Below are 19,898 nucleotides of genomic sequence, written 5' to 3'. Positions count from 1 at the left end.
CGGCCCGGCTCAGAGCACGGCGATGTCCACCGCAGGTCGCAGCGCCGCCGCCGCGGCCAGGGCGTGGTGCGCCGGGTGGGCGGTGAACGCCTCCAGGAGCGCGGGGTCGGCGGGCCGTTCGGCGGCGGGCAGCGCGATCTGCTGGTACGCGGCCTGGAACCGCGGTCCCCAGCGACGGGCGCCCAACCGTGCGGTGCGGGAGCAGTTGTCGACCATGTGGGCGACACCGCGGGCGTGCATGTAGGGCAACAGGGAGTCGACGGCTTCGATGACGGACTCGTTGACGATCTCCGACCAGGGGTGGCCGCGCTCGACGAACTCGTCGATCTGCGCGGTCATCGTGGCGGTGAACATCCCCGCGGTGAGCGGGTCGACGGCCACCTGACGGGTCGTCCTGCGTGCGCGCACGGCGGGCCCGGCGGCCCACATCGGGGACCGGCCGATCTCGGTCATGGGCCGGGCGGCGAGCCGGTCCTCCGCGAGGATCACGCTGCGCAGTTCGGTGCCGTCGGCGACCTCGTCGTAGATCTCCGCGACGATCTCGCGCGCGGGGCCGTATGCGGCGGTGTACGCCCGGTCGAAGACGCCGCGGCCGGCGGCGTCGAAGCCCTCGCGGACGGCTCGTATCCCCTCGCGGGAGACGGTGCGGGCCAGCGGTCCGGTCACGTTCTCGCAGGAACGTTCGTACGCGGTCACCGGGTCGTCGCCGGCGAGCCGGAAGTGCTGGTGGAGCGCTTCGACCAGTCCGTGGACGGCGCCCAGCAGGATCGCGCGCTCCCCGACGATGTCGGAGAGGTACTCGCTGTCCAGCGTGGTGCGGAACGTGTACGGGGAACCGAGCGCGACGGACCAGGCGAGGGCGCGGTCGACCGCGTGGCCGTCCGGGTCGGCGTGGACCGCGAAACTGCTGTTGATGCCGGCGCCGTTGACTTCGGCGCCCTGTTCGTACAGGCGCCGCACGGAGTCGCCCATCCCCTTGGGGCAGACGGCGATGACGCCGTGGCCGGCCGGGAAGTCGACACCGCGGGACCGTAGGTGGCCGAGGAGGAACCCGTGGGAGAGCCCGATGGTGGCGCCGGGCTTCAGCGCGGCGAAGATCCGCTCGTGGTGAGTGGCGAGCGCGGCGTCCGCGATGAGCAGGACGACGAGGTCGCTCTCGGCGGTCACGTCGAGCCAGTCGCCGAGGGTGCCGTCCGCCTCGGTGAAGCCGTGCGCGCGGGCATCGGCGGCGGAGGCCGAACCGGGGCGCAGGCCGACCGTGACGCGGACGTCCGTACCGGCGAGGGAGTCGCGGAGGTTACGGGCTTGGGCGCGGCCCTGCGGACCCCAACCGATCACTCCGATGCGGCGCACTCCGGCGAATGCCTCGGACAGCAGGGGGAAGAGGTGGCGTCCGCCGCGCAGCACGGTTTCGGTGCCGCCGGGCACGTCCATGGTCTCGGGGGCGAAGACGGCGGAGGTGAAGGTGTTCGTCGGGCCCGGGGTCGTCGGGTGCGGGGCGATCGCGGCGGGCCGGCGGGTGGGTGCGGCCGGGTGGGCGTGGTTGCTCGGTGTCATGCCAAGGGTTGTAGGCTCCGGCACACCGTTGCAGCAAGCGCAACTTGTGCAGCGGAGCGTTCCGCTAGGAGAAAGGCCCAGGTGGCAGGGTGTCCGAGCACCATGAGGAGCTGCGGGTGTTCCTGCATCTGGCGGGGACGCTGAACTTCGGGCGGACCAGTCTGGACTGTCACCTCAGCCCGGCGACGCTGACGCGGACCGTGCAACGGCTGGAGGCCCGCGCGGGCGCCCGGCTCTTCGACCGCGGCCCGCGCGGGGTGGCGTTGACGGCGGAGGGTCAACGCTTCAGGCAGTACGCGGCCCGCGCCCTCGACCTGTGGCACGAGTACCGGGCCGGGCATCCCGATCCGGTCGAACTGACGGGAACGCTCGGGGTGTTCGCGACCGTGACGGCTTGTCAGACCCTGCTGCCCGAGCTGCTCTCACCGTTCCGGGCAGCGCATCCGCAGGTGCGGATTGACCTACGGACCGGGGACGCGGCCACCGCGCTGGCCCGGTTGGACGAGGGTGAGGTCGACATCGCGGTGGCGGGCGTTCCCGTCAGGGTGCCGGACCCGTTGGCGAGCCGCACGGTGGCGCGGACCCCGGTGGTGTTCGTCACCGCGCGGGACCGCCCGGATCCGAAGTTGACCGGTCCGTTCGTCCTGCCCCGGCGGGGGCTGGTCCGCGAGGCGGCCCAGCGCTGGTTCCGCGTGCACGCCCGCACGGTGCGCATCAGCGCCGAACCGGACGGGCACGAGGGGCTGTTGGCGCTGGTGGCACTGGGCTGTGGAACGGGCGTGGTCCCCCGGCTGGTCCTCGATCACAGCGCGGTCCGGGACGCCTTGACGGTCGTTCCCGTCGATCCCGAACCCGAGGCGCTGACCATCGGCCTGTGCGTACGTCGGGTCGATCTGCGCAGGCCGCTGGTGTCGGCGCTGTGGAGCGGGACGGCCCCGGACGGCTGATCGGCACCCGGCCGTGGCCCGCGCACTGATCGGTCAGTCCTGGCCCAGTGCGGCCAGCGGATCGTCCAGCACCGGCTGCCAGGCGAGTTCCGCGGCGCCGACGAGGCTGTTGTGGTCCAGTACGCACGGCAGGATGGGCACGCCTCCGCTGCGACCCCACAGGCTGCGGTCGGCGACGACCGCGCGCAGACGTTCCGGGTCGGCTTCGAGCAACGACGTGTGCAGGCCGCCGAGGATGATCCGGTCCGGATTGAGGATGTTGACGAGCCCGGCGAGGCCGAGGCCGAGACGGTCGATCAGTCGCTCGGTGGCCCGCCGGATCACGGGGTCGGCGTACGCGTCCCGGATGAGGTCCTTGGCCTGCTGGAGGTGCGAGACCTCGGGGCCGGGGGTGCGGCCCGCGGCGATGAGGAACGCGAGCGGGTCGGTCTCGACGTCCAGACAGCCCCGACCGCCGCAGTGGCAGGGCCGCCCCTCGGGGTCCACCCGGAGGTGACCGACCTCCAGCGCGAGTCCCGAACTGCCGGTGTGCAACTTGCCGTCGAGCACCAGCGCCCCGCCGACACCGGTGTGCCCGGTGGCCACGCACAGCAGGTCACGGGCGCCCCGGCCGGCGCCGTGGCGGTACTCCGCGAGCGCGGTGAGATTGACGTCGTTGCCGGTGAGCGCGGGTCCCTCGATCCCGGCGGCCCGCACCTGCTCGGCGAAGACGTCCCGTACCGGGGAGCCGGGCGGCCAGGCGAGGTGCACGGGGTTGAGCGCGGTCCCCTCGGGCTCGGCGACCGCGGACGGTACGGCGAGGCCGGCGCCCACGCAGCGCCGCCCGGTGGCGGCGAGCAGGTCGGCGCCGGCGGCGACGACCGCGCCGAGGATGCCCGCCGGGTCCGCGCCGACCGTCCCGCAGCCGGGGGCGGTCGCGACGATGCGTCCGCCGAGCGCGACCAACGCGGCGCGGAACCCGTCGGAGTGGATCTGCGCCGCGAGCACCACGGGCCCGTCGTCGGCGAGGTGGAGGCGGTGGGAGGGACGACCTTGGGAACCGGTGGCCGCGCTGGGGTGTGAGTCGACGCGGATCAGCCCGAGGGATTCGAGTTCGGCGGCGACCGCGCCGGCCGTGGCACGGGTGACGCCGAGTTCCGCGGTGAGGACGGCCCGGGTGGGGGCCCGTCCCGTGTGCACGAGCTCCAGTGCTGGTCCGAGGGCGCCGCGCCCCCGTTCGAGTCGGGTGCGCGTGGACCCGTCCCCCACCGTCCTCGGTGCCGTCTTGCCGCTCATGGGAGCGAGTCTGTCATGATCGGCGCGCCGCGCGTTCCGCATGCGACCCCCGGGTGCGCGTCTCGGCCGGGACCCGGCCGTTCATGGCGCGATCTCCCCGGTTCGCCGCCCGGAGGACTCCGTCGGACCGCTGGCCCCTCCGTCCGGGCGGTGTGTCCGGACGGAGGGACGGGCAGTGCGGGCGGGCAGTGCGGACGGCTCGACCGGGTCAGCCGCCCTGGGGTGCCGAGTCCGGCTGGAGCGGCAGTTCCCGCGGGACGCCCGTCCGCGAGCTGCGGGCCCGGCCCCGGACGGACAGGGTCCGCGACGGGGGTCGGGCCCGCAGCTCGCGCAGCTCGGCTTCCAGTGCACGTAGTCGTTGATGGGTTCGGAAGAGGAAGTCCACCTTGGTGCGCAGGGCCCAGGGGTCGACGGGTTTGGGGACCAGGTCCGCGACGCCGAGCCGGAGCGCGGCCGACGACAGTGCGGCATCCGGCCCGAAGCCGGTGACCAGGACGATGGGTATGTACTGGGTCTGTTCGACCCGTCGCATGTAGCGGACGACCTCCAGGCTGCCGGCGTCGGGGATCCTGACGTCGATCAGCAGCAGGCCGGTGTTGCCTCTCAGGACTTCCTTCAGTGCCGCGTCACCGCTGGTGGCGCAGACGACCTCGTGGCTGAGCGGGGACAACGCGCTCTCCAGCGCGTAGAGCGTGTCCTCATGGTCGGCGACGATGAGGATCTTGGCGTCCGACGTCATGCCGCATTCCCCTCGCTAGGGCCATTCAGCATATGCCCAGAGCGACAGCGGGGATACTGAGCGTGGGACATCGGTCAGTATCCCGTCCGGAACGGAGCCGTCGACGCATCCGTCGGGGGTGGCGCGTTCCGCCCGGGACGGTCGCCCGCCCCGGGGTGGCGTCAGACGTTCACCGGGGTCGGGGCGGAGCGCAGGACCGTGATGAGTTCGCGGACGGTGGTCGCCATCGCCTCCCGGCCCACGCTCAGGTACTTGCGCGAGTCCACGGCCTCGGGGTGCGCGGCGAGGAAGTCACGGATGGCCAGTGTCATCGCCGCATTCAGTGCCGTGCCCACATTGACCTTGGCGATCCCCCCGGTGACGGCCCGGCGCAGCTCTCCGTCGGGCACGCCGGACGAGCCGTGCAGGACCAACGGCACGTCGAGCGCGATGGCCAGGTCGGCGAGCAGGGCGTGGTCGAGGACGGCGGTGCGGCTGGTCATGGCGTGCGAACTGCCGACGGCGACGGCGAGAGCGTCGACTCCGGACTCGGCGACGAACCGTCGGGCCTCGGCGGGTTCGGTGCGCGCGCCCGGGGCGTGCGCGTCGAGCGGGGGCTCGCCGTCCTTGCCGCCGACCTCGCCGAGTTCGGCCTCGACCCACAGTCCGCGCCGATGGCCCCACTCGGCGGCGGCCCGCGTGGCGGCCAGGTTCTCGGCGTACGGGAGTCGGGCCGCGTCGTACATCACCGAGCTGAACCCGGCGTCGTGGGCCTGCCGCAGCAGGTCGTCGCTCTGGACGTGGTCCAGGTGCAGGGCGACGGGGACGGCGGCCCGTTCCGCGGCGGCGACGGCGGCCCGGGCGAGCGGGAGCAGCCGCCCGTAGCGGAACTTGACGGCGTTCTCGCTGATCTGGAGGACGACGGGGGCGTCCACGGCCTCGGCGCCGGCGATGACCGCCTCGACGTGCTCCAGCGTGATGATGTTGAAGGCGGCGACGGCTCCGCGGGCGGCGGCGGCCTGTGCGACGAGGTCACCTGTTGCTGCGAGGGGCATCGGGGCCCCTCCTTCCTCTTCGTCCGTGCTGTTGGTTCCGTGCGGTGCCCCGGTGGCGCCGGGGCGGTGGGCTCCCGGGCGGGTGTAACGGCCCGTCCGGGAGCCCACGACGCCCGGGGGCTTTGGGCGTGGTGTGACGTGTCAGGAGGCGGTGAGGATCACCGAGCGGGTGAGGTGGCGGGGGCTGTCGGGGTCGAGGCCGCGGGCGGCGGCCACGGCCACGGCGAGCCGCTGGGCGCGCACGAGTTCGGCGAGCGGGTCGAGGCCACCGGGAATCCACTGGGCGCCGGTGGCCCGCACCTGCTCGGCGAGCCCTTCGGGCGCCTCGCCGAACATCCAGGTGGCGGTTCCCTCGGTGGCGATGCTGATGGGGCCGTGCCGGTACTCCATCGCCGGGTACGCCTCCGTCCAGGCGAGGGCGGCCTCCCGCATCTTCAGCCCGGCTTCGTTGGCCAGGCCGACCGTCCAGCCGCGGCCCAGGAACGTGAACTGCTTCCGGTCGACGAGCCCTTCCGGCAGCGGCTCGGCCAGTGCGGTGCGGGCGTCGGCGACGACGGCTTCGGAGTGCAGCCCGAGGTGCGCGCGGAGCAGGGTCAGTGCGGTGGTCGCGAAGCGGGTCTGCACGACGGACCGCTCATCGGCGAAGTCGAGGACCGCGACGGCGTCGGCGGCCTGCATCACCGGCGTTTCGGGATCGGCGGTGACGGCGGTGGTGCGGGTGCCCGGGGGCAGCGCCCCGAGCAGTTCCAGGACCTCGCTGGTGGTGCCGGAGCGGGTGAGCGCCACGACGCGGTCGTAGGGGCGGTGGTGCGGGAACTCGGAGGCGGCGAACGCATCGGTCTCGCCCTGGCCGGCTCCTTCCCGCAGGGCGGCGGCCGCCTGCGCCATGAAGAGCGAGGTGCCGCAGCCGACGAGGGCGACGCGCTCTCCGGGCGCGGGCAGTGCCGCGGTGTGCTCGGTGGCGAGCGCGGCGGCGCGGGTCCAGCACTCGGGCTGGCTGTTCAGTTCGTTCTCGACATGGCTCATGCCGGGTCCCCTCTCCCATGAATGCTTATTTCTGCAAGATACAGCGCACTTTCAAGCATCTTCAAGCATTTCCCTTGCAGGAAGTTACGCTAGGGTCACCTCAACGATCCGGCGACCCGCCCACTGAACGGACCTGAACGGAGCATGTCGATGTCCCGCGACGCCCGATGGAAGGCACTGCTGGAACTGCTGGTGGAGCGGGGGCGCCTCGACGTGGAAGAGGCCGCCACGGCCCTGGAGGTTTCGGCCGCGACCATCCGGCGTGACTTCGACGGGCTCGCCGAGCAGCAACTGCTCGTCAGGACCCGGGGAGGGGCGGTGGCGCACGGGGTGTCGTACGAACTCCCGCTGCGCTACAAGTCCGCACGTCGGGCGCCCGAGAAGCAACGGATCGCGGAGGCGGTCGCCGCACTGGTCACCCCCGGGGAGGCGGTCGGCCTGACGGGCGGAACCACGACCACCGAGGTGGCGCGCGCGCTGGCGGTACGTCCCGAGCTGGCGTCCGGCGCCCCGGCACTGACGATCGTCACCAACGCCCTGAACATCGCCAACGAGTTGGCGGTGCGCCCCCAGTTCAAGATCGTGCTGACGGGCGGCGTGGCGCGTCCGCAGTCCTACGAGTTGATCGGCCCGCTGGCGGACGCAGTGCTACGGCAGATCACCGTCGACGTCGCCGTCCTCGGCGTGGTCGCCTTCGACGTACGGCACGGAGCCTGCGCGCACGACGAGGGCGAGGCGGCCACGAACCGGCTGCTGTGCGAACGGGCCGAGCGGGTGGTGGTCGCCGCCGACTCCAGCAAGCTCGGGGCCCGGGCGTTCGCCCACATCCGACCCGCGGTCGGGGTGGACACCCTGGTCACCGACCGGGCCGCCGACCCCGCCGTGCTCAGCCGCTTCGAGGAAGCGGGCATCACCGTCCTGGCGGTCTGAGGCCCCCACCCACCGAGGGGTCGACCGGGGTGCGCACCGAAGCGACAACGGGACGGTCCGGGTCAGGGGCGGCCCCGGGCACGGTGTCCTTCGTCAGCAGCGTCGCAACGGGCGCCCGGCGGCCGGGATGCGGAACGGGCCTGGTCGGACGGGTAGGGGTAGGCGCGGGCCGGCAGCAGAGGGGCGAGTTCGGCGCGGGTCCGGCCGGTGGTCAACTCGTCGAACCGGGAAGGCGGCAGCACGCTCGTCGTCAGTTGCCAGGCCAGGCAGGAGACGACACCGGCAAGCCGACCGGTCCGGGTCCTGGTGGCCGACGACGAGGCGATGGTCAGAGCGGGAGTGCGGGCCAGCCTCGCCAGGGACCCCCAGGTCGAGGTGGTCGCCGAGGCGAGCGACGGGCACGAGGCCATCGCGCTCACCCACAGACACCGGCCGGACGTGATCCTGCTGGACATCCAGATGCCCGGCCTGGACGGGCTGAGGACAGCGGCGCGGCTCCATCGGGAGTCGGCTGCGGTCGGTGTGATCATGCTGACGACCTTCGGTCAGGACGAGTACGTCATCCGCGCCCTGGAGGAGGGTGCCGACGGCTTCCTGCTGAAGGCGGACGACCCGAGGGAACTCCTCAACGGCGTGCGTGCGGTGGGAGCCGGCGGAGCCTACCTGTCCCCGCGGGTCGCCGGCCGGGTCATCGCCGGGCTGCGCGCCCACCGGGCGGCACACTTGGAGCGGCTCACGGAACGGGAGCGCGAGGTGCTGGCCGGAGTCGGCACGGGGCTGTCCAACGCGGAGATCGCGAGCCGGCTGCACCTCGTCGAAGGCACGGTGAAAGCGCACGTCAGCGCGATCCTGGCGAAGCTGGGCGCACGCAACCGGGTGAGGCGGCGATCTCCGCGTACGAGGCCGGTCTGGTCCCGTCAGTCCCCCGCTGACCCGGGGTCGGCTCCCCGCAGCGACGGGATGGTCTTCGCGGCCGTGGCCCGGCCGGCCGTACGGACCGCGCCCGCGGGCGCCCACCACCGCAGGCCCTGCCGAAGGCCACGCGCAGGACCGAACGGCAGGCTCCTGCCCGCGCCGCACACCCACAAGTCCACACGACCCCCCAGGGGAACCCCCAGGCACTCGCACAATCAAACGCACGCCCCTTGTTCGGGCCCGACCCGGCCCCTACCCTGACTTTGTGCCGATACTAAACAAACTCGCCGCCTCCTCCCGGGCCGGCGGGTCGACCCCCCTGCGGTCCAACCCCCGCACCGCCCTCACCGCCTTCTTCGCCCTGGACGGCTTCGTCTTCGCCGGATGGGTCGTCCGGATCCCCGCCATCAAGGAACAGACCGGCGCCTCCGCCACCTCGCTCGGTCTCGCCCTGCTGTGCCTCTCCGCCGGCGCCGTCGTCACGATGACGCTCACCGGCCGGCTCTGCCGCCGCTTCGGCAGCCTCCGGGTCACCATCGCGTGCGCGGCGCTGATGTCCCTGAGCGTGCTCCTGCCGCCACTGGCCCGGTCCGCGACCACGCTGGGCATCGTGCTCCTCCTGTTCGGTGCGGCCTACGGCTCCCTGAGCGTGGCCCTGAACAGTGCGGCGGTGAACGTGGTGCTCGCGGTCCGGCGCCCGCTCATGCCCGCCTTCCACGCCGCGTACAGCCTGGGCGGCATGGTCGGCGCGGGGCTCGGCGCGCTGCTCGCGGGCTCCCTGTCCCCCACCCCCCACCTGATCCTGCTGGCGACGATCGGCCTTTCGGTGACCGTCGTCGCGGCGCGCCCCCTGCTCCGCCACGGCATCCCCGATCCGACGCCCGACCCGGCCCCCGGCAACGGCACCGCCCCGCGCACGGTGCACCGCCGCATGGACCGTCGGACCCGACGCCTGGTGCTAGTGCTCGGCCTGATCGCCCTGTGCACGGCGTACGGCGAGGGTGCCCTCGCCGACTGGGGCGCCCTGCACCTGGAGGACGACCTGGGCGCCCATCCCGGTGTCGCGGCGGCCGGTTACTCGTGTTTCGCCCTGACCATGACGATCGGTCGGTTTTCGGGTACTGCACTCCTCGAACGGCTGGGGCGCACCCGCACGCTGGTGGCGGGCGGGCTGACCGCGTCCGTGGGGATGCTCGCCGGTGCGCTCGCGCCGACCGTGTGGGGCACGCTCCTCGGCTTCGCCGTCACCGGCCTGGGTCTCGCGAACCTCTTCCCGGTGGCCATCGAGCGCGCCGGAGCCCTCGCCGGCCCGAACGGCATCGCGGTGGCCTCGACCCTCGGGTACGGCGGGCTCCTGTTGGGCCCGCCCGCCATCGGCTTCATGGCGGACTGGTTCACCCTGCCCTCGGCACTGACCAGCGTCGCGGTCCTGTCGGCCGCGGCCGCGCTGATCGCCTACGGAATGCGGTCGAGCGACCGGGGCTGAGGCACGGCGGCCCCCACCACGGGGCTACGGGGTCCCGGCGGCGTCTGCGTTGGCGATCATCCTGCGCAGCACCTTGAGCGTGACCACGTACTCCTCGTCGCTGATGCCGTCGTGGACCACGGCCCGGAGTTCGCTCACCAACGCACGCAGCCGCACCCTGGCGGCTTCCCCCGCGTCGGTGAGGTGGAGACGGGCTCCGCCGTCGGTCCGCAGCCACCCCCGGTGGAGCAGTTGGGCGACGACGCGGGGGATCTCGTGCGGACCGTCGGCGAGGGGCGACAGTCGGGCGGACGTCTCGTCCGGGCTCGGCGGTTCGGGGCTGTACTTGACGGTGTTGAGCACCCAGTACTGCGGCTGCGTGACGTCGATCCCGGCCATCGCGTCACGCAGCTGCCGGGTGACGACCGCGTGGGCCCGGCCGCTCCAGTAGCCGATGGGCTGGCTGGCCAGCTCGTCGTCGGTGGCGGCCGGATCGGCTGGTGCCTGGTCGGTGCTTGCGCCGTTCGAGGAGTCCATGGTCACGACGTTACCCGCGGGCGAACGGGGCCCGCGGGCGGGCGCGGTGCGCATCGGCGGGGCTCAGGGGGTGCAGACCACGCTCTTGCACTGGGCGGCCTGACCGTTGCCGCTGGCCAGGTTTCCTCCGCCGTCCACATTGCCCGGGTCGGCGGAAACACCCCAACTGTTGTTGTTCCGAGCGGTGTTGCCCTGGATGGTGTGGCCGGCCTTCGAGACGGCGATGCCATCGCCCTTGTTGGTGCTGGTGGTGTTGCGGACCAACCGGTTGCCGTTGCCGGGGGTCGCGTCGCCGACCACGTAGATGCCCCGTGAGTTGTTCCGGTTGGCCTGGTTGAGCTCCAGACCGTTGTTGAGCGACTGCGTCAGGGTGATCCCGTCCCCGGTGGTGTCGTTCGCGGTGTTGGACTGGATGAGGTTGTTGTTGGCGAAGCTCAGCTCGATGCCGCCGGTGTTCGCGCTGACGTCGTTGCCGGTGACCGTGTTGCCGTGCGAGGACTGGAGGACGATTCCGCTGTCGCCGCTGCCCCGGACCGTGTTGGAGACGATGCGGTTGCCGGTGGAGTTGGCGACGGTCAGCCCGGCGTCCGCACTCCGGGTGGACGAGTTGCCCTGGACGAGGTTGTCGTTCGAGCCGAGCCGCAGGACGATCGCGCCGTCGCTGCTGCCGCCGACGGTGTTGGTCAGCAGGCTGTTCCCGCTGGAGCCCTCCAGGACCAGGCCGGCGCCGCCACTGCCGGTGACCTGGTTGCCTTCGAGGCGGTTGCCGGGGGAGTTCTGGACGAACACGCCCTCGCCCTGGTTGGCGTTGAGCGTGTTGCCGGCTATCACGTTGTCCCGTGACCCGCCGGATATCAGGATGCCTCGCTTGGCCTGTCGTTCGACGAGGTTGTTGCGCACCCGGTTGTTGTTGACGGCACTGTTGAGTTCGATGCCGGAGAACTCGTTGTTCTGGACGGTGATCTTCTCGACGATGTTGCCCGACGTTCCGGGATTGAGCCGCACTCCGTGGTCGAACTCCTGCACGCGGGCGGGAGTGCTGCTGCCGTTGGTGAGGGTGACGTTGGCGAAGCCGTCGTTGCGGATGCCGACGCCCAGACCGACGCCGTCGACCGTGCGCCCGTTGAGGTCGACGGTGATGCCGACGGCGCCGACGACCAGGCCGTCACCGGGGCAGTTGAGCAGGTCGGCGGTGAGGACGACGCTGGTCGTGACGGTCTGACCGCAGGACAGTGGCGAGGCGTGGGCAGCGTGCGCGGGCGTCAACACGGTGATGAGCGCGGCGGCCCCCACCGCCGCGAACCACCCTGAAGACAGCTTCCGGGAAACACGGATCATGCCGGGACTCCTTCTGCCGTGGCGTTGCGGACCGGCCTCGCCGATCGGGCACGGACCCCTTGCGGGGCACGACGAGACGGACGGCCCGCCTTTCGCACAGGGTCAAGCGAAAGCATCCGTAGGGAAATGAGGCGGCAAAGAATGGCCTGCGGCGGGCGAAGGATGACCGGATCGCCGTTCGGTGTGCGGCTGCGGTGCCCGCTCACCGAACACTTCCTCAGGCCCCGCGCAACGTCCGTCCGAGCACCGCGCGTTGGGCCGGCAGTGCACCCGCGTGCGCTTCCCGCCCCTTGGGCGTCAAGCGCACCTGGACACCCCGCCGGTCCCGCGCGCACATGCCGCGCTCCACGAGCCCGTCCCGCTCCAGCCGGCCGATCAGCCGGGACAGCGCGCTCTGGCTCAGATGGACGCGCGCGGCGATCTCCTGGACGCGGTGCTCCCCGACTCTGCCCTGCTCCTCGTACTCGGCGAGGACGTCGAGCACCTCGAAGTCGCTGACGCCCAGGCCGTACCGGTGGAGTTCCCGGTCCAACTCGCACATGGTGCGCGCGTGCAGCGTCAGGATCTCCCGCCAGCGGTCCACGAGGGGGTGTTCGGAGGACTTCACGGTCATGGCGGGCAACCGTAGCAGGGGGTGGGTGAAGGAGGTGTGAGGTTTCGACGCGTACACAACAGCTGGCCGGTTCGTGACGGCTGGGGTCCTTCTCATCCGGTGTGCCCCGACGTCCATACGCCCCGTTGAGACGGGGTCAACGGTGCAGGACGGTCCCCTCAACCCCTTTTGCACCAGTGAGAACTTCCTCATCACCGGAGTGCGCGTCGACGGCCCCCGAGACGGCTTCCGGGGCGCGCCGGAGCCGCCCGGCTTCGGAGACGGCCCCGAGGACTCGGCTATGCGCTCCGGGGCGCCGGCCGTGCACGAACGAGCGCCCTCAGCATCGCCGCACCCGCACCCACCGCCGCGAGGTGGAGGACCGCCGCGAGCGCGAGGTTCTCCGGGAGGGCCGCATCGGCCGGCTGCGCAACCGCCAGGTACAGGGTGAACGGAAGCTTCCAGCCGCTCCAGGCGAACAACGAGCCCGAGCCGAGCCAGCCGAGCGCCATCGGGCCCCACCGGGGGATCCCCGCGGGCCGGCCCCGCAGGACGGCCCAGGTGGCGACGGAAGCGACCAGGGCCCAGAGCCCGAGGAGGCCGGACAGCGTGTTCCAGGCGAGGTCCCGTTCCCCGGGGCGGGCGACACCCACGGTGCCGCCGACCGCCCAGTACAGCCAGACGAGACCGACCGTGGCGCCGACCACCACCACCCACGGCGGCACCCCGAACGCATCCCTTCCGCCCTGCCCGAGCCGACCGACGAACGCGTCCGGCCAACGCCGCCGCAGGTACGCGGGGAGCGCGAGGGCCAACCCCAGCCCCATGCCGACGAATCCGATCTGCACCAGCGCGGCCTCCCAGCCCGGCATCGACGGGCCCGGGTCGGTCCCCGTTTCCCGACGGTCGTCCGCCGAGCCCAGGAGCGAACCGAGAACGGCGTACGGCAGCACCGGAACGAGGAACCCCGTCCCGACCCAGGCACAGAAGACGAACGGCGCCCCCGGAATCCGCATCCCCCAGGGCCTCACCAGCGCGAGTGCCACGGCGATCCCGACCCCGGCCATGGCGATCGTCGCGCTGTTGAGCACCACCCACTCCGCCTTGCCGAACCCGGCCCCGACCGGCAGCAGCCCCAGGAGCGAACCGACCACCCACGACACCTTGATCAGCAAGTAGGGCGCCAACGCCAGCGCAGCCCCGTACGCAGCGCGTTGCCCGACCCGATCCCACCGGCTCACCAGAACTCCCGTCTACGGCAAAGGAGTTCCAGCCTCGTTCAGCACCCCACCCGCGGGCGTCAACCGCCGGTCGCATCCGTGTCATCACCTGGGATGACTTGGCAAGGGGTCCTCAACCGAGCCAGCCCGGCCGGACGAGTCCGGACTCGTAGGCGAGGACGACGAGTTGGGCACGGTCCCGGACCGCCAGCTTCACCATCGCCCGGCTCACGTGGGTCTTGGCGGTGAGCGGACTGACGACGAGTCGCCGGGCGATCTCCTCGTTCGACAGGCCCATCCCGACGAGGGCCATCACCTCGCGTTCCCGGTCGGTGAGCGGGTCCAACGACGCCGCCGCCTCGGGCACCTTGGAACGGGCCGCGAACTCCGCGATGAGCCGACGGGTCACCCCGGGCGACAGCAGTGCGTCCCCGGCCACCACCGCCCGCACGGCGCGCAGCAGTTCCTCCGGTTCGGTGTCCTTGACCAGGAACCCCGAGGCACCCGCCCGGATGGCCTCGAAGACGTACTCGTCCAGCTCGAAGGTGGTGAGCATGACCACGCGGACCGCGTCGGCGTCCGGGTCCCGGGCGATGCGGCGGGCCGCCGCCAGGCCGTCGAGCCGCGGCATGCGGATGTCCATGAGGACCACGTCCGGCCGTAGCTCCCGGACCATCCGCACGGCCTCCTCGCCGTCGGCGGCCTCACCGGCGACCTCGACGTCCGGCTGAGCGTCCAACAACGCCCGGAACCCCGCCCGGACCAGGGCCTGGTCATCGGCGAGCAGTACGCGGATCACGGGCCCTCCCGGGGCGGCTCGACGGGCGGCTGCCGCGTCACGAAGGGCAGGTCGGCACCCACCCGGAACCCGCCGTCCGGCCGGGCCCCCGCTTCGATGGTGCCACCGAGCGCTGCGGCCCGCTCCCGCATCCCGGCGAGTCCGTTGCCGCTGCCGCCCGCCTCCGCCGCGGTCGCCGGGCCGTCGTCGTCGACGCGCAGCAGCAGGTGGCGGTCGTCCCCGTAGCGCACCAGCACGCGGGCCCGTCGCGAACCCGAGTGCCGCACCACGTTGGTGAGTGCTTCCTGGACGATCCGGAACGCGGCCAGGTCCGTCCCGGGCGGCAGCGGGCGGGGAGTGCCCTCGGTGGTGACCTCGACGGCGAGTCCGGCACGGGCCGCCTGCTCGGCCAGTTCGGGGAGCCGGTCGATGCCGGGAGCGGGCGCGAGGGGGGCGGTGCCCGGTGTGCGGAGCGCGTCGAGGACCTGCCGGACCTCGCCGAGGGCCTCCTTGCTCGCCCCCTTGATGGTGGTCAGCGCGGTCCTGGCCTGCTCCGGATCGGAGTCCAGCAGGGCCAGGCCCACGCCCGCCTGCACGTTGATCACGGAGATGCTGTGGGCGAGGACGTCGTGCAGTTCACGGGCGATCCGCAGGCGCTCCTCGTCGGCGCGGCGGTGCGCCGCCGCCCTGCGCTCGGCCCGCTCGCGGTGCCACTGTTCCCGGCGGACCCGGCCCAGCTCCGACACCGCGAGGATGGCCACCAGCCAAGCGCCGATGATCACCTCGCTGCCCCAGGGGGCGGCTGCGTCACCGGTCGGCGGCAGCCAGCGGGTCGCTGCGTGCGACACCAGCAGGTGCCCCGCCCACCAGAGTCCGACGGCCGTCCACGCGGCGCGCCGGTGGCCGGCCACCACCGCACTGAAGCAGGCCACGGCCAAGGTCAGGAACACCGGCCCGTAGGGGAATCCGGCGGCGAGGTAGACGAGCGCCCCCAGCGCGGTGCCGAAGACGACCGCGACGGGGTGGCGCCACCGGGCCGCGAGGAGCAGTCCGCACCCGACCAGCAACAGTCGACCGGCGACTCCGAGGGGCTCGCGGTCGGGCTGGGCCTGGGCCGCGAAGTTGGTGCCGATGAGGGCGACCGCGGTGACGAGGAGGGTGGAGCGCCAGGGCCACCGCGCGCCGGCCCCGGTTCCCGTCGGACCCTCGTCCGTCCCGTCGCCCCGCCCCGGCCCGGTCCACCACCGCCACGGCGGGCCCTCCCGGTCCGGGCCGTCGTCGTCGTCGTGCACGCGCCGCTCTCCCATGGCGCTCACGCTAGACGTCCGGGGTGCTCGGGGCGTCGACCGAACGAGGTGGGCCCGGGTACTCCCTGGGGAGTACCCGGGTACCCGTGCCGCGGGCGGGCGGCTGCGGTCAGCGGTTGATCGACGACAGTACGCGTCCCGCCATCGGATGGGTCCGCACGATCTCCCCGAGGGTGCTGGTGCCCCGGGTGATCCGGGTGAACGCCTTCCAGGCCGGTCGGAATCCGGTCAGCGCGGCGTGCAGCATCCCCGGCCGCCGTTCGAACAGGGACATCATGCGCTTGCCGACGCTCATCTCGACGCCCAGGCCCGCCTTGACCGCGAACGCGTAGTTGAGGGCCTGCCGCCGGGCGTCGACGGCGTCGTGCGACTCGGCGATGCGCACCGCCCACTCACCGGCCAGTCGGCCCGAGCGCAGGGCGAAGGAGATGCCCTCGCGGGTCCACGGCTCCAGCAGCCCGGCCGCGTCACCGCAGACCAGCACGCGCCCCCGGGACAGCGGCGAGTCGTCGCTGCGGCAACGGGTGAGGTGACCCGAGGAGATGCTCGGTTCGAAACCGGCGAGCCCGAGGCGGGCGATGAAGTCCTCCAGGTACCGCTTGGTGGCGGCGCCCTCGCCGCGGGCGGAGATGACCCCCACGGTCAGGGTATCGCCCTTGGGGAACACCCACCCGTAACTGCCGGGCATGGGGCCCCAGTCGATGAGGACCCGCCCCTTCCAGTCCTCGGCGACCGTCGGCGGCACCGGGATCTCGGCTTCGAGCCCCAGGTCGACCTGGTCGACCTTGACCCCGACGTGCGCCCCTATCCGGCTGGCGCTGCCGTCCGCGCCGACGACGGCCCGCGCGAGCAGGGTCTCGCCGCTCTGGAGGACCACGGCGACCGTACGCCGGTCGGGAACGGCCGAGCCGTGCTGCTCGACCCGGGTGACCGTGGCCCCGGTACGGAGTTCGGCGCCCGCCTTCTGCGCGTGCTCCACCAGTTGCTGGTCGAACTCGGGACGGTTGATCAGGCCGAACAGGGTGTGCTTCGACCGGCGGGTCCGGCTGAACTTGCCGTCGAGGGTGAAGGTCACCGCCTGTACCCGGTCCTGTAGGGGCAGTTCGAAGCCGGGCGGCAGCGCGTCGCGCGAGGGGCCGATGATGCCGCCGCCGCACGTCTTGTAACGGGGCAGTTCGGCCTTCTCCAGCACGAGGACGCTGCGCCCCGCCACTGCCGCCGCATAGGCGGCACAGGCCCCTGCGGGTCCCGCCCCGACCACGACGACGTCCCAGACGTGACGGGCCTCGTCCGAAGTGTTCTCGCTGCTCACGTTGGTCTACCGCTCCGATCCCACAGCTTGCCGCGCTTCCATCAGGCATCCTACGGCGGGCGCCGCCGCTTGCCGCTGTGGGAGGATCATCGGCGCCCGGTACGTGACCTCCACCGGTAGCGCACGGGCACCTCCCCGCGGACCCAGCGTCCCGCCCCGTACACGAGTACCAACGTCGCACCCTCCAGGAGCGTGCCCATGTCGCCGAATCCGCTCGCCGCAACCGTCGCTTCGCTGATGCCGAGGGCCCGCACCGACCTCGCCGAACTGGTGGCCTTCAGGTCGGTGGCGGACTTCACCCAGTTCCCGAAGGGCGAGAGCGAGGCGGCGGCGCGCTGGATCGTGGACGCCCTGCACGCCGAGGGCTTCCAGGACGTGGCCCTCCTCGACACGCCGGACGGCACCCAGTCGGTGTACGGCCACCTGCCCGGTCCCGAGGGCGCACCGACGGTGCTGCTGTACGCGCACTACGACGTGCAGCCGCCGCTCGACGAGTCGGCGTGGTCGACTCCGCCGTTCGAGCTGACCGAGCGGGACGGCCGCTGGTACGGGCGTGGCTCCGCCGACTGCAAGGGCGGGCTGGTGATGCACCTGGTGGCGCTGCGGGCGCTGAAGGCGCGGGGTGGCGTGCCGGTGGGGGTGAAGATCATCGTGGAGGGTTCCGAGGAGCAGGGCACCGGAGGGCTCGAACGGTACGCCGAGCAGCATCCGGAGTTGCTGCGCGCGGACAGCATCGTCATCGGTGACGCCGGCAACTTCCGGGTGGGGCTGCCGACGGTGACCACGACCCTGCGCGGGATGACGATGGTCCGGATCGAGATGGAGACCCTGGAGGGCAATCTGCATTCGGGGCAGTTCGGTGGAGCGGCCCCGGACGCGCTCGCTGCGCTGATCCGCGTCCTCGACTCGTTGCGCGCACCGGACGGTTCGACCACGGTGGACGGACTGTCCGGCGGGGGGACGTGGGAGGGCCTGGCGTATCCGCCGGAGTCGTTCCGCGCGGACGCCCGGGTGCTGGACGGGGTGGACCTCATCGGTTCGGGTACGGTCGCGGACCGGATCTGGGCGCGGCCGGCGGTGACGGTCCTGGGCATCGACTGCCCGTCGGTGGCGGACGCGACGCCGTCGGTGCAGGCGCGTGCGCGGGCCCTGGTGAGCCTGCGGGTGCCGCCGGGCGTGGACGCCGCCGAGGCGACCCGGCTGTTGGTCGCGCACGTCGAGTCCCGTACGCCGTGGGGGGCGCGGGTGCGGGTGGAGCAGAGCGGCGAGGGCCAGCCGTTCCGTGCGGACCCGTCGAGTCCGGCGTACCGGGCCATGGCCGAGGCGATGAGCACGGCGTACCCGGGCGAGCGGATGCAGTACGCCGGGCAGGGTGGTTCGATCCCGTTGTGCAACACGCTCGCCACCCTGTACCCGCAGGCGGAGATCCTGCTGATCGGGCTGAGCGAGCCGGAGGCCCGCATCCATGCGGCCGACGAGAGCGTGTCCCCGCAGGAACTGGAGCGGCTGGCCCTGGCGGAGGCCCTGTTCCTGACGGGGTACGCGCGCATCTGACGGTGGGGGGCGCGGGGGTCGTCACCCCCGCGCCCCTCGGTGACGGCCGGTCCGGTGCCGACGGCGTCCCCGTCCCGTCCGGCGTCGGTGCTCCGCCCCTCGGGTGCCGGGGTGACGGGCATCGGCGGGGCTCCTAGACCGGTGCGCCGGCCTCCAGGTAGACGGGCGCGCCCTGTTCCCTGGCGCGCAGCGCCCAGCGCAGGCGCGCGTGGTGCTCGGGGGGCAGCAGCCGCCCGGCCTCGTCCTCGGTGACGAAGCGGCAGTCGCGCAACTCGGTGTCGGGCAGGAGCAGCCGGTCCGTCGCGGTGGGGTCGAGACGACCGCCGTCGAAGAGGAAGCGCAGCCCCCCGTAGCGGGGCGGCGCCGGCGGCTCCCAGTCGACCACGAGCAACCGGGGCATGCCGTCGAGGCGGAGCCCGGTCTCCTCTTCCACCTCGCGCAGCCCCGCGCGGGCGGGTGCCTCTCCGGGTTCGACGACCCCGCCGGGGAACTCCCAGCCGGCCTTGTACGTCGGATCGACCAGGAGGACGCGGCCGCGGGCGTCGAAGAGGAGCACTCCGGCGGCCACCGTCTCCGCGGTGGGTTGGGGTGTCTGCACGATGTGGACGGCGGGTGCGGCACCGCTGCGGACGGCCTCGGCGATCCGGACGGCCGTTTCGTGCGGGCTGAGCCTGCCGTTGTCGATGAGGTGGGCGTCCGCGGTGAGCCACGATCCCAGGGCGGCCAGGTAAGGCTCCACGTGGTCGTGGCTCCGCCGTCGGACGCACGTCTGGCGGTCCACCGGGCCGGACGGGACCTCCCGCTGTTCGATCCGCTCTCGCAGGATCGTTTCGGCCGGTGCCAGCAGGAGGTGGCGCACGGCGATCCGCCGGGAGGCGAGCGCGCCGAAGATCTCGTCCCGGTAGTCCTGGCGCAGCAGGGTCACGGGGACGACGAGGACCCCGCCGACCTCGGCGAGGAGGGCCGCGGCGGTGTCCACCACCAGACGGCGCCAGATCGGCAGGTCCTGGTAGTCGCTGACCTCGTCGAGGCGTTTGGGCGGCAGCAGTTGGGACAGCGCACCGCCGATCGCCTCGGGGTCGAAGAGCGTGCTGTTCGGGATCAGCTCGATCAGTTCCCGTGCGGTGGTCGTCTTGCCCGCACCGAACGCACCGTTGATCCAGACGATCACGGTTCCCCCTCTTCTGTCGGCCCCTGAGGCTTGCCCGCAACACCCTGTCACGGAAACCAGGATGCGCCGAAGGGACCGTACCCGCAGTTCCTCAAGGGCACTGCGGCACCCTCGTACCCACCCGTCGAACCGGTGGTGACCTGCTCCGACGGTCGAACCAGGGGGCGGGTCGGGGCCCGGTGGGAGCGGGACGGGAGCCGT

17 protein-coding genes and 1 pseudogene are annotated in these 19,898 nt (G+C 72.7%); 5 read left to right on the top strand and 13 right to left on the bottom strand.

Translation table 11 applies throughout. The features are described from left to right. Positions 1–9: 9 nt before the first annotated feature. The gene (locus ACFV88_RS26710) at positions 10–1,434 is read right to left on the bottom strand and encodes a ketol-acid reductoisomerase (protein ID WP_385494518.1); all 1,425 of its coding nucleotides are present in this window, start codon (positions 1,432–1,434) and stop codon (positions 10–12) included. Between the two features lie 212 nt (positions 1,435–1,646). On the opposite strand from ACFV88_RS26710, the gene ilvY reads away from it, so the two are divergent. Then, the gene (gene ilvY / locus ACFV88_RS26705; RefSeq protein ID WP_385494438.1) at positions 1,647–2,504 is read left to right on the top strand and encodes an HTH-type transcriptional activator IlvY; all 858 of its coding nucleotides are present in this window, start codon (positions 1,647–1,649) and stop codon (positions 2,502–2,504) included. Positions 2,505–2,537: 33 nt separating this feature from the next. Here ilvY and ACFV88_RS26700 read toward each other — a convergent pair whose 3' ends face one another. The 4 genes from ACFV88_RS26700 to ACFV88_RS26685 form a co-directional block, all read right to left on the bottom strand. Next, positions 2,538–3,779, bottom strand: coding sequence for an ROK family protein (locus ACFV88_RS26700; protein WP_385494437.1), 1,242 nt, complete (start codon positions 3,777–3,779; stop codon positions 2,538–2,540). 208 nt (positions 3,780–3,987) lie between these two features. Then, complete coding sequence (locus ACFV88_RS26695; RefSeq protein WP_385494436.1) at positions 3,988–4,518, bottom strand: two-component system response regulator; 531 nt, start codon at positions 4,516–4,518, stop codon at positions 3,988–3,990. A gap of 161 nt (positions 4,519–4,679) precedes the next feature. Further along, positions 4,680–5,552, bottom strand: a complete 873-nt coding sequence (locus tag ACFV88_RS26690) for a ketose-bisphosphate aldolase (protein ID WP_385494435.1) — start codon at positions 5,550–5,552, stop codon at positions 4,680–4,682. Positions 5,553–5,693: 141 nt separating this feature from the next. Further along, positions 5,694–6,578, bottom strand: a complete 885-nt coding sequence (locus ACFV88_RS26685; protein WP_385494434.1) for an SIS domain-containing protein — start codon at positions 6,576–6,578, stop codon at positions 5,694–5,696. A gap of 150 nt (positions 6,579–6,728) precedes the next feature. Here ACFV88_RS26685 and ACFV88_RS26680 point away from each other — a divergent pair, with 150 nt between their 5' ends. The 3 genes and pseudogenes from ACFV88_RS26680 to ACFV88_RS26670 all read left to right on the top strand — a co-directional run bounded on the left by ACFV88_RS26680 (position 6,729) and on the right by ACFV88_RS26670 (position 9,909). Further along, positions 6,729–7,508 (top strand): DeoR/GlpR family DNA-binding transcription regulator, encoded by a 780-nt coding sequence (locus ACFV88_RS26680; RefSeq protein ID WP_385494433.1) that lies wholly within the window; start codon positions 6,729–6,731, stop codon positions 7,506–7,508. 324 nt (positions 7,509–7,832) lie between these two features. Further along, a pseudogene (locus ACFV88_RS26675) lies at positions 7,833–8,440 on the top strand (response regulator). Positions 8,441–8,688: 248 nt separating this feature from the next. Further along, positions 8,689–9,909 carry an MFS transporter gene (locus ACFV88_RS26670; protein WP_385494432.1) on the top strand — a complete coding sequence of 407 codons (1,221 nt, stop codon included), beginning with the start codon at positions 8,689–8,691 and terminating at the stop codon, positions 9,907–9,909. Between the two features lie 24 nt (positions 9,910–9,933). Here the strand turns inward: ACFV88_RS26670 and ACFV88_RS26665 are convergent, their stop codons facing one another. The 7 genes from ACFV88_RS26665 to ACFV88_RS26635 all read right to left on the bottom strand — a co-directional run bounded on the left by ACFV88_RS26665 (position 9,934) and on the right by ACFV88_RS26635 (position 16,972). Next, complete coding sequence (locus ACFV88_RS26665; protein WP_385494431.1) at positions 9,934–10,425, bottom strand: MarR family winged helix-turn-helix transcriptional regulator; 492 nt, start codon at positions 10,423–10,425, stop codon at positions 9,934–9,936. A gap of 63 nt (positions 10,426–10,488) precedes the next feature. Continuing rightward, entirely contained in the window at positions 10,489–11,763 is a 1,275-nt protein-coding gene (locus tag ACFV88_RS26660; RefSeq protein ID WP_385494430.1) for a right-handed parallel beta-helix repeat-containing protein, read from the bottom strand. 217 nt (positions 11,764–11,980) lie between these two features. Continuing rightward, positions 11,981–12,376, bottom strand: a complete 396-nt coding sequence (locus ACFV88_RS26655; protein ID WP_385494429.1) for a MarR family winged helix-turn-helix transcriptional regulator — start codon at positions 12,374–12,376, stop codon at positions 11,981–11,983. 278 nt (positions 12,377–12,654) lie between these two features. Continuing rightward, complete coding sequence (locus ACFV88_RS26650; protein ID WP_385494428.1) at positions 12,655–13,596, bottom strand: hypothetical protein; 942 nt, start codon at positions 13,594–13,596, stop codon at positions 12,655–12,657. Positions 13,597–13,708: 112 nt separating this feature from the next. Next, the gene (locus tag ACFV88_RS26645) at positions 13,709–14,374 is read right to left on the bottom strand and encodes a response regulator (RefSeq protein ID WP_385494427.1); all 666 of its coding nucleotides are present in this window, start codon (positions 14,372–14,374) and stop codon (positions 13,709–13,711) included. Further along, positions 14,371–15,660: a histidine kinase gene (locus tag ACFV88_RS26640; RefSeq protein WP_385494426.1), complete on the bottom strand. Its 1,290-nt coding sequence runs from the start codon at positions 15,658–15,660 to the stop codon at positions 14,371–14,373. The genes ACFV88_RS26645 and ACFV88_RS26640 overlap by 4 nt, the downstream gene beginning before the upstream one ends. A gap of 109 nt (positions 15,661–15,769) precedes the next feature. Continuing rightward, a complete protein-coding gene (locus ACFV88_RS26635) occupies positions 15,770–16,972 on the bottom strand; it encodes a geranylgeranyl reductase family protein (protein WP_385494425.1) in 1,203 nt (400 codons plus the stop codon). A gap of 198 nt (positions 16,973–17,170) precedes the next feature. On the opposite strand from ACFV88_RS26635, the gene ACFV88_RS26630 reads away from it, so the two are divergent. Beyond that, entirely contained in the window at positions 17,171–18,526 is a 1,356-nt protein-coding gene (locus ACFV88_RS26630) for a dipeptidase (RefSeq protein ID WP_385494424.1), read from the top strand. 133 nt (positions 18,527–18,659) lie between these two features. On the opposite strand, the gene ACFV88_RS26625 is transcribed toward ACFV88_RS26630, so the two are convergent. Further along, complete coding sequence (locus tag ACFV88_RS26625; protein ID WP_385494423.1) at positions 18,660–19,697, bottom strand: NUDIX domain-containing protein; 1,038 nt, start codon at positions 19,695–19,697, stop codon at positions 18,660–18,662. Between the last annotated feature and the right edge of the window lie 201 nt (positions 19,698–19,898).

The sequence above is a fragment of the Streptomyces sp. NPDC059816 genome (assembly GCF_042732055.1).
Lineage (GTDB): Bacteria > Actinomycetota > Actinomycetes > Streptomycetales > Streptomycetaceae > Streptomyces.
This window is presented reverse-complemented; position numbering and strand designations above follow the sequence as displayed.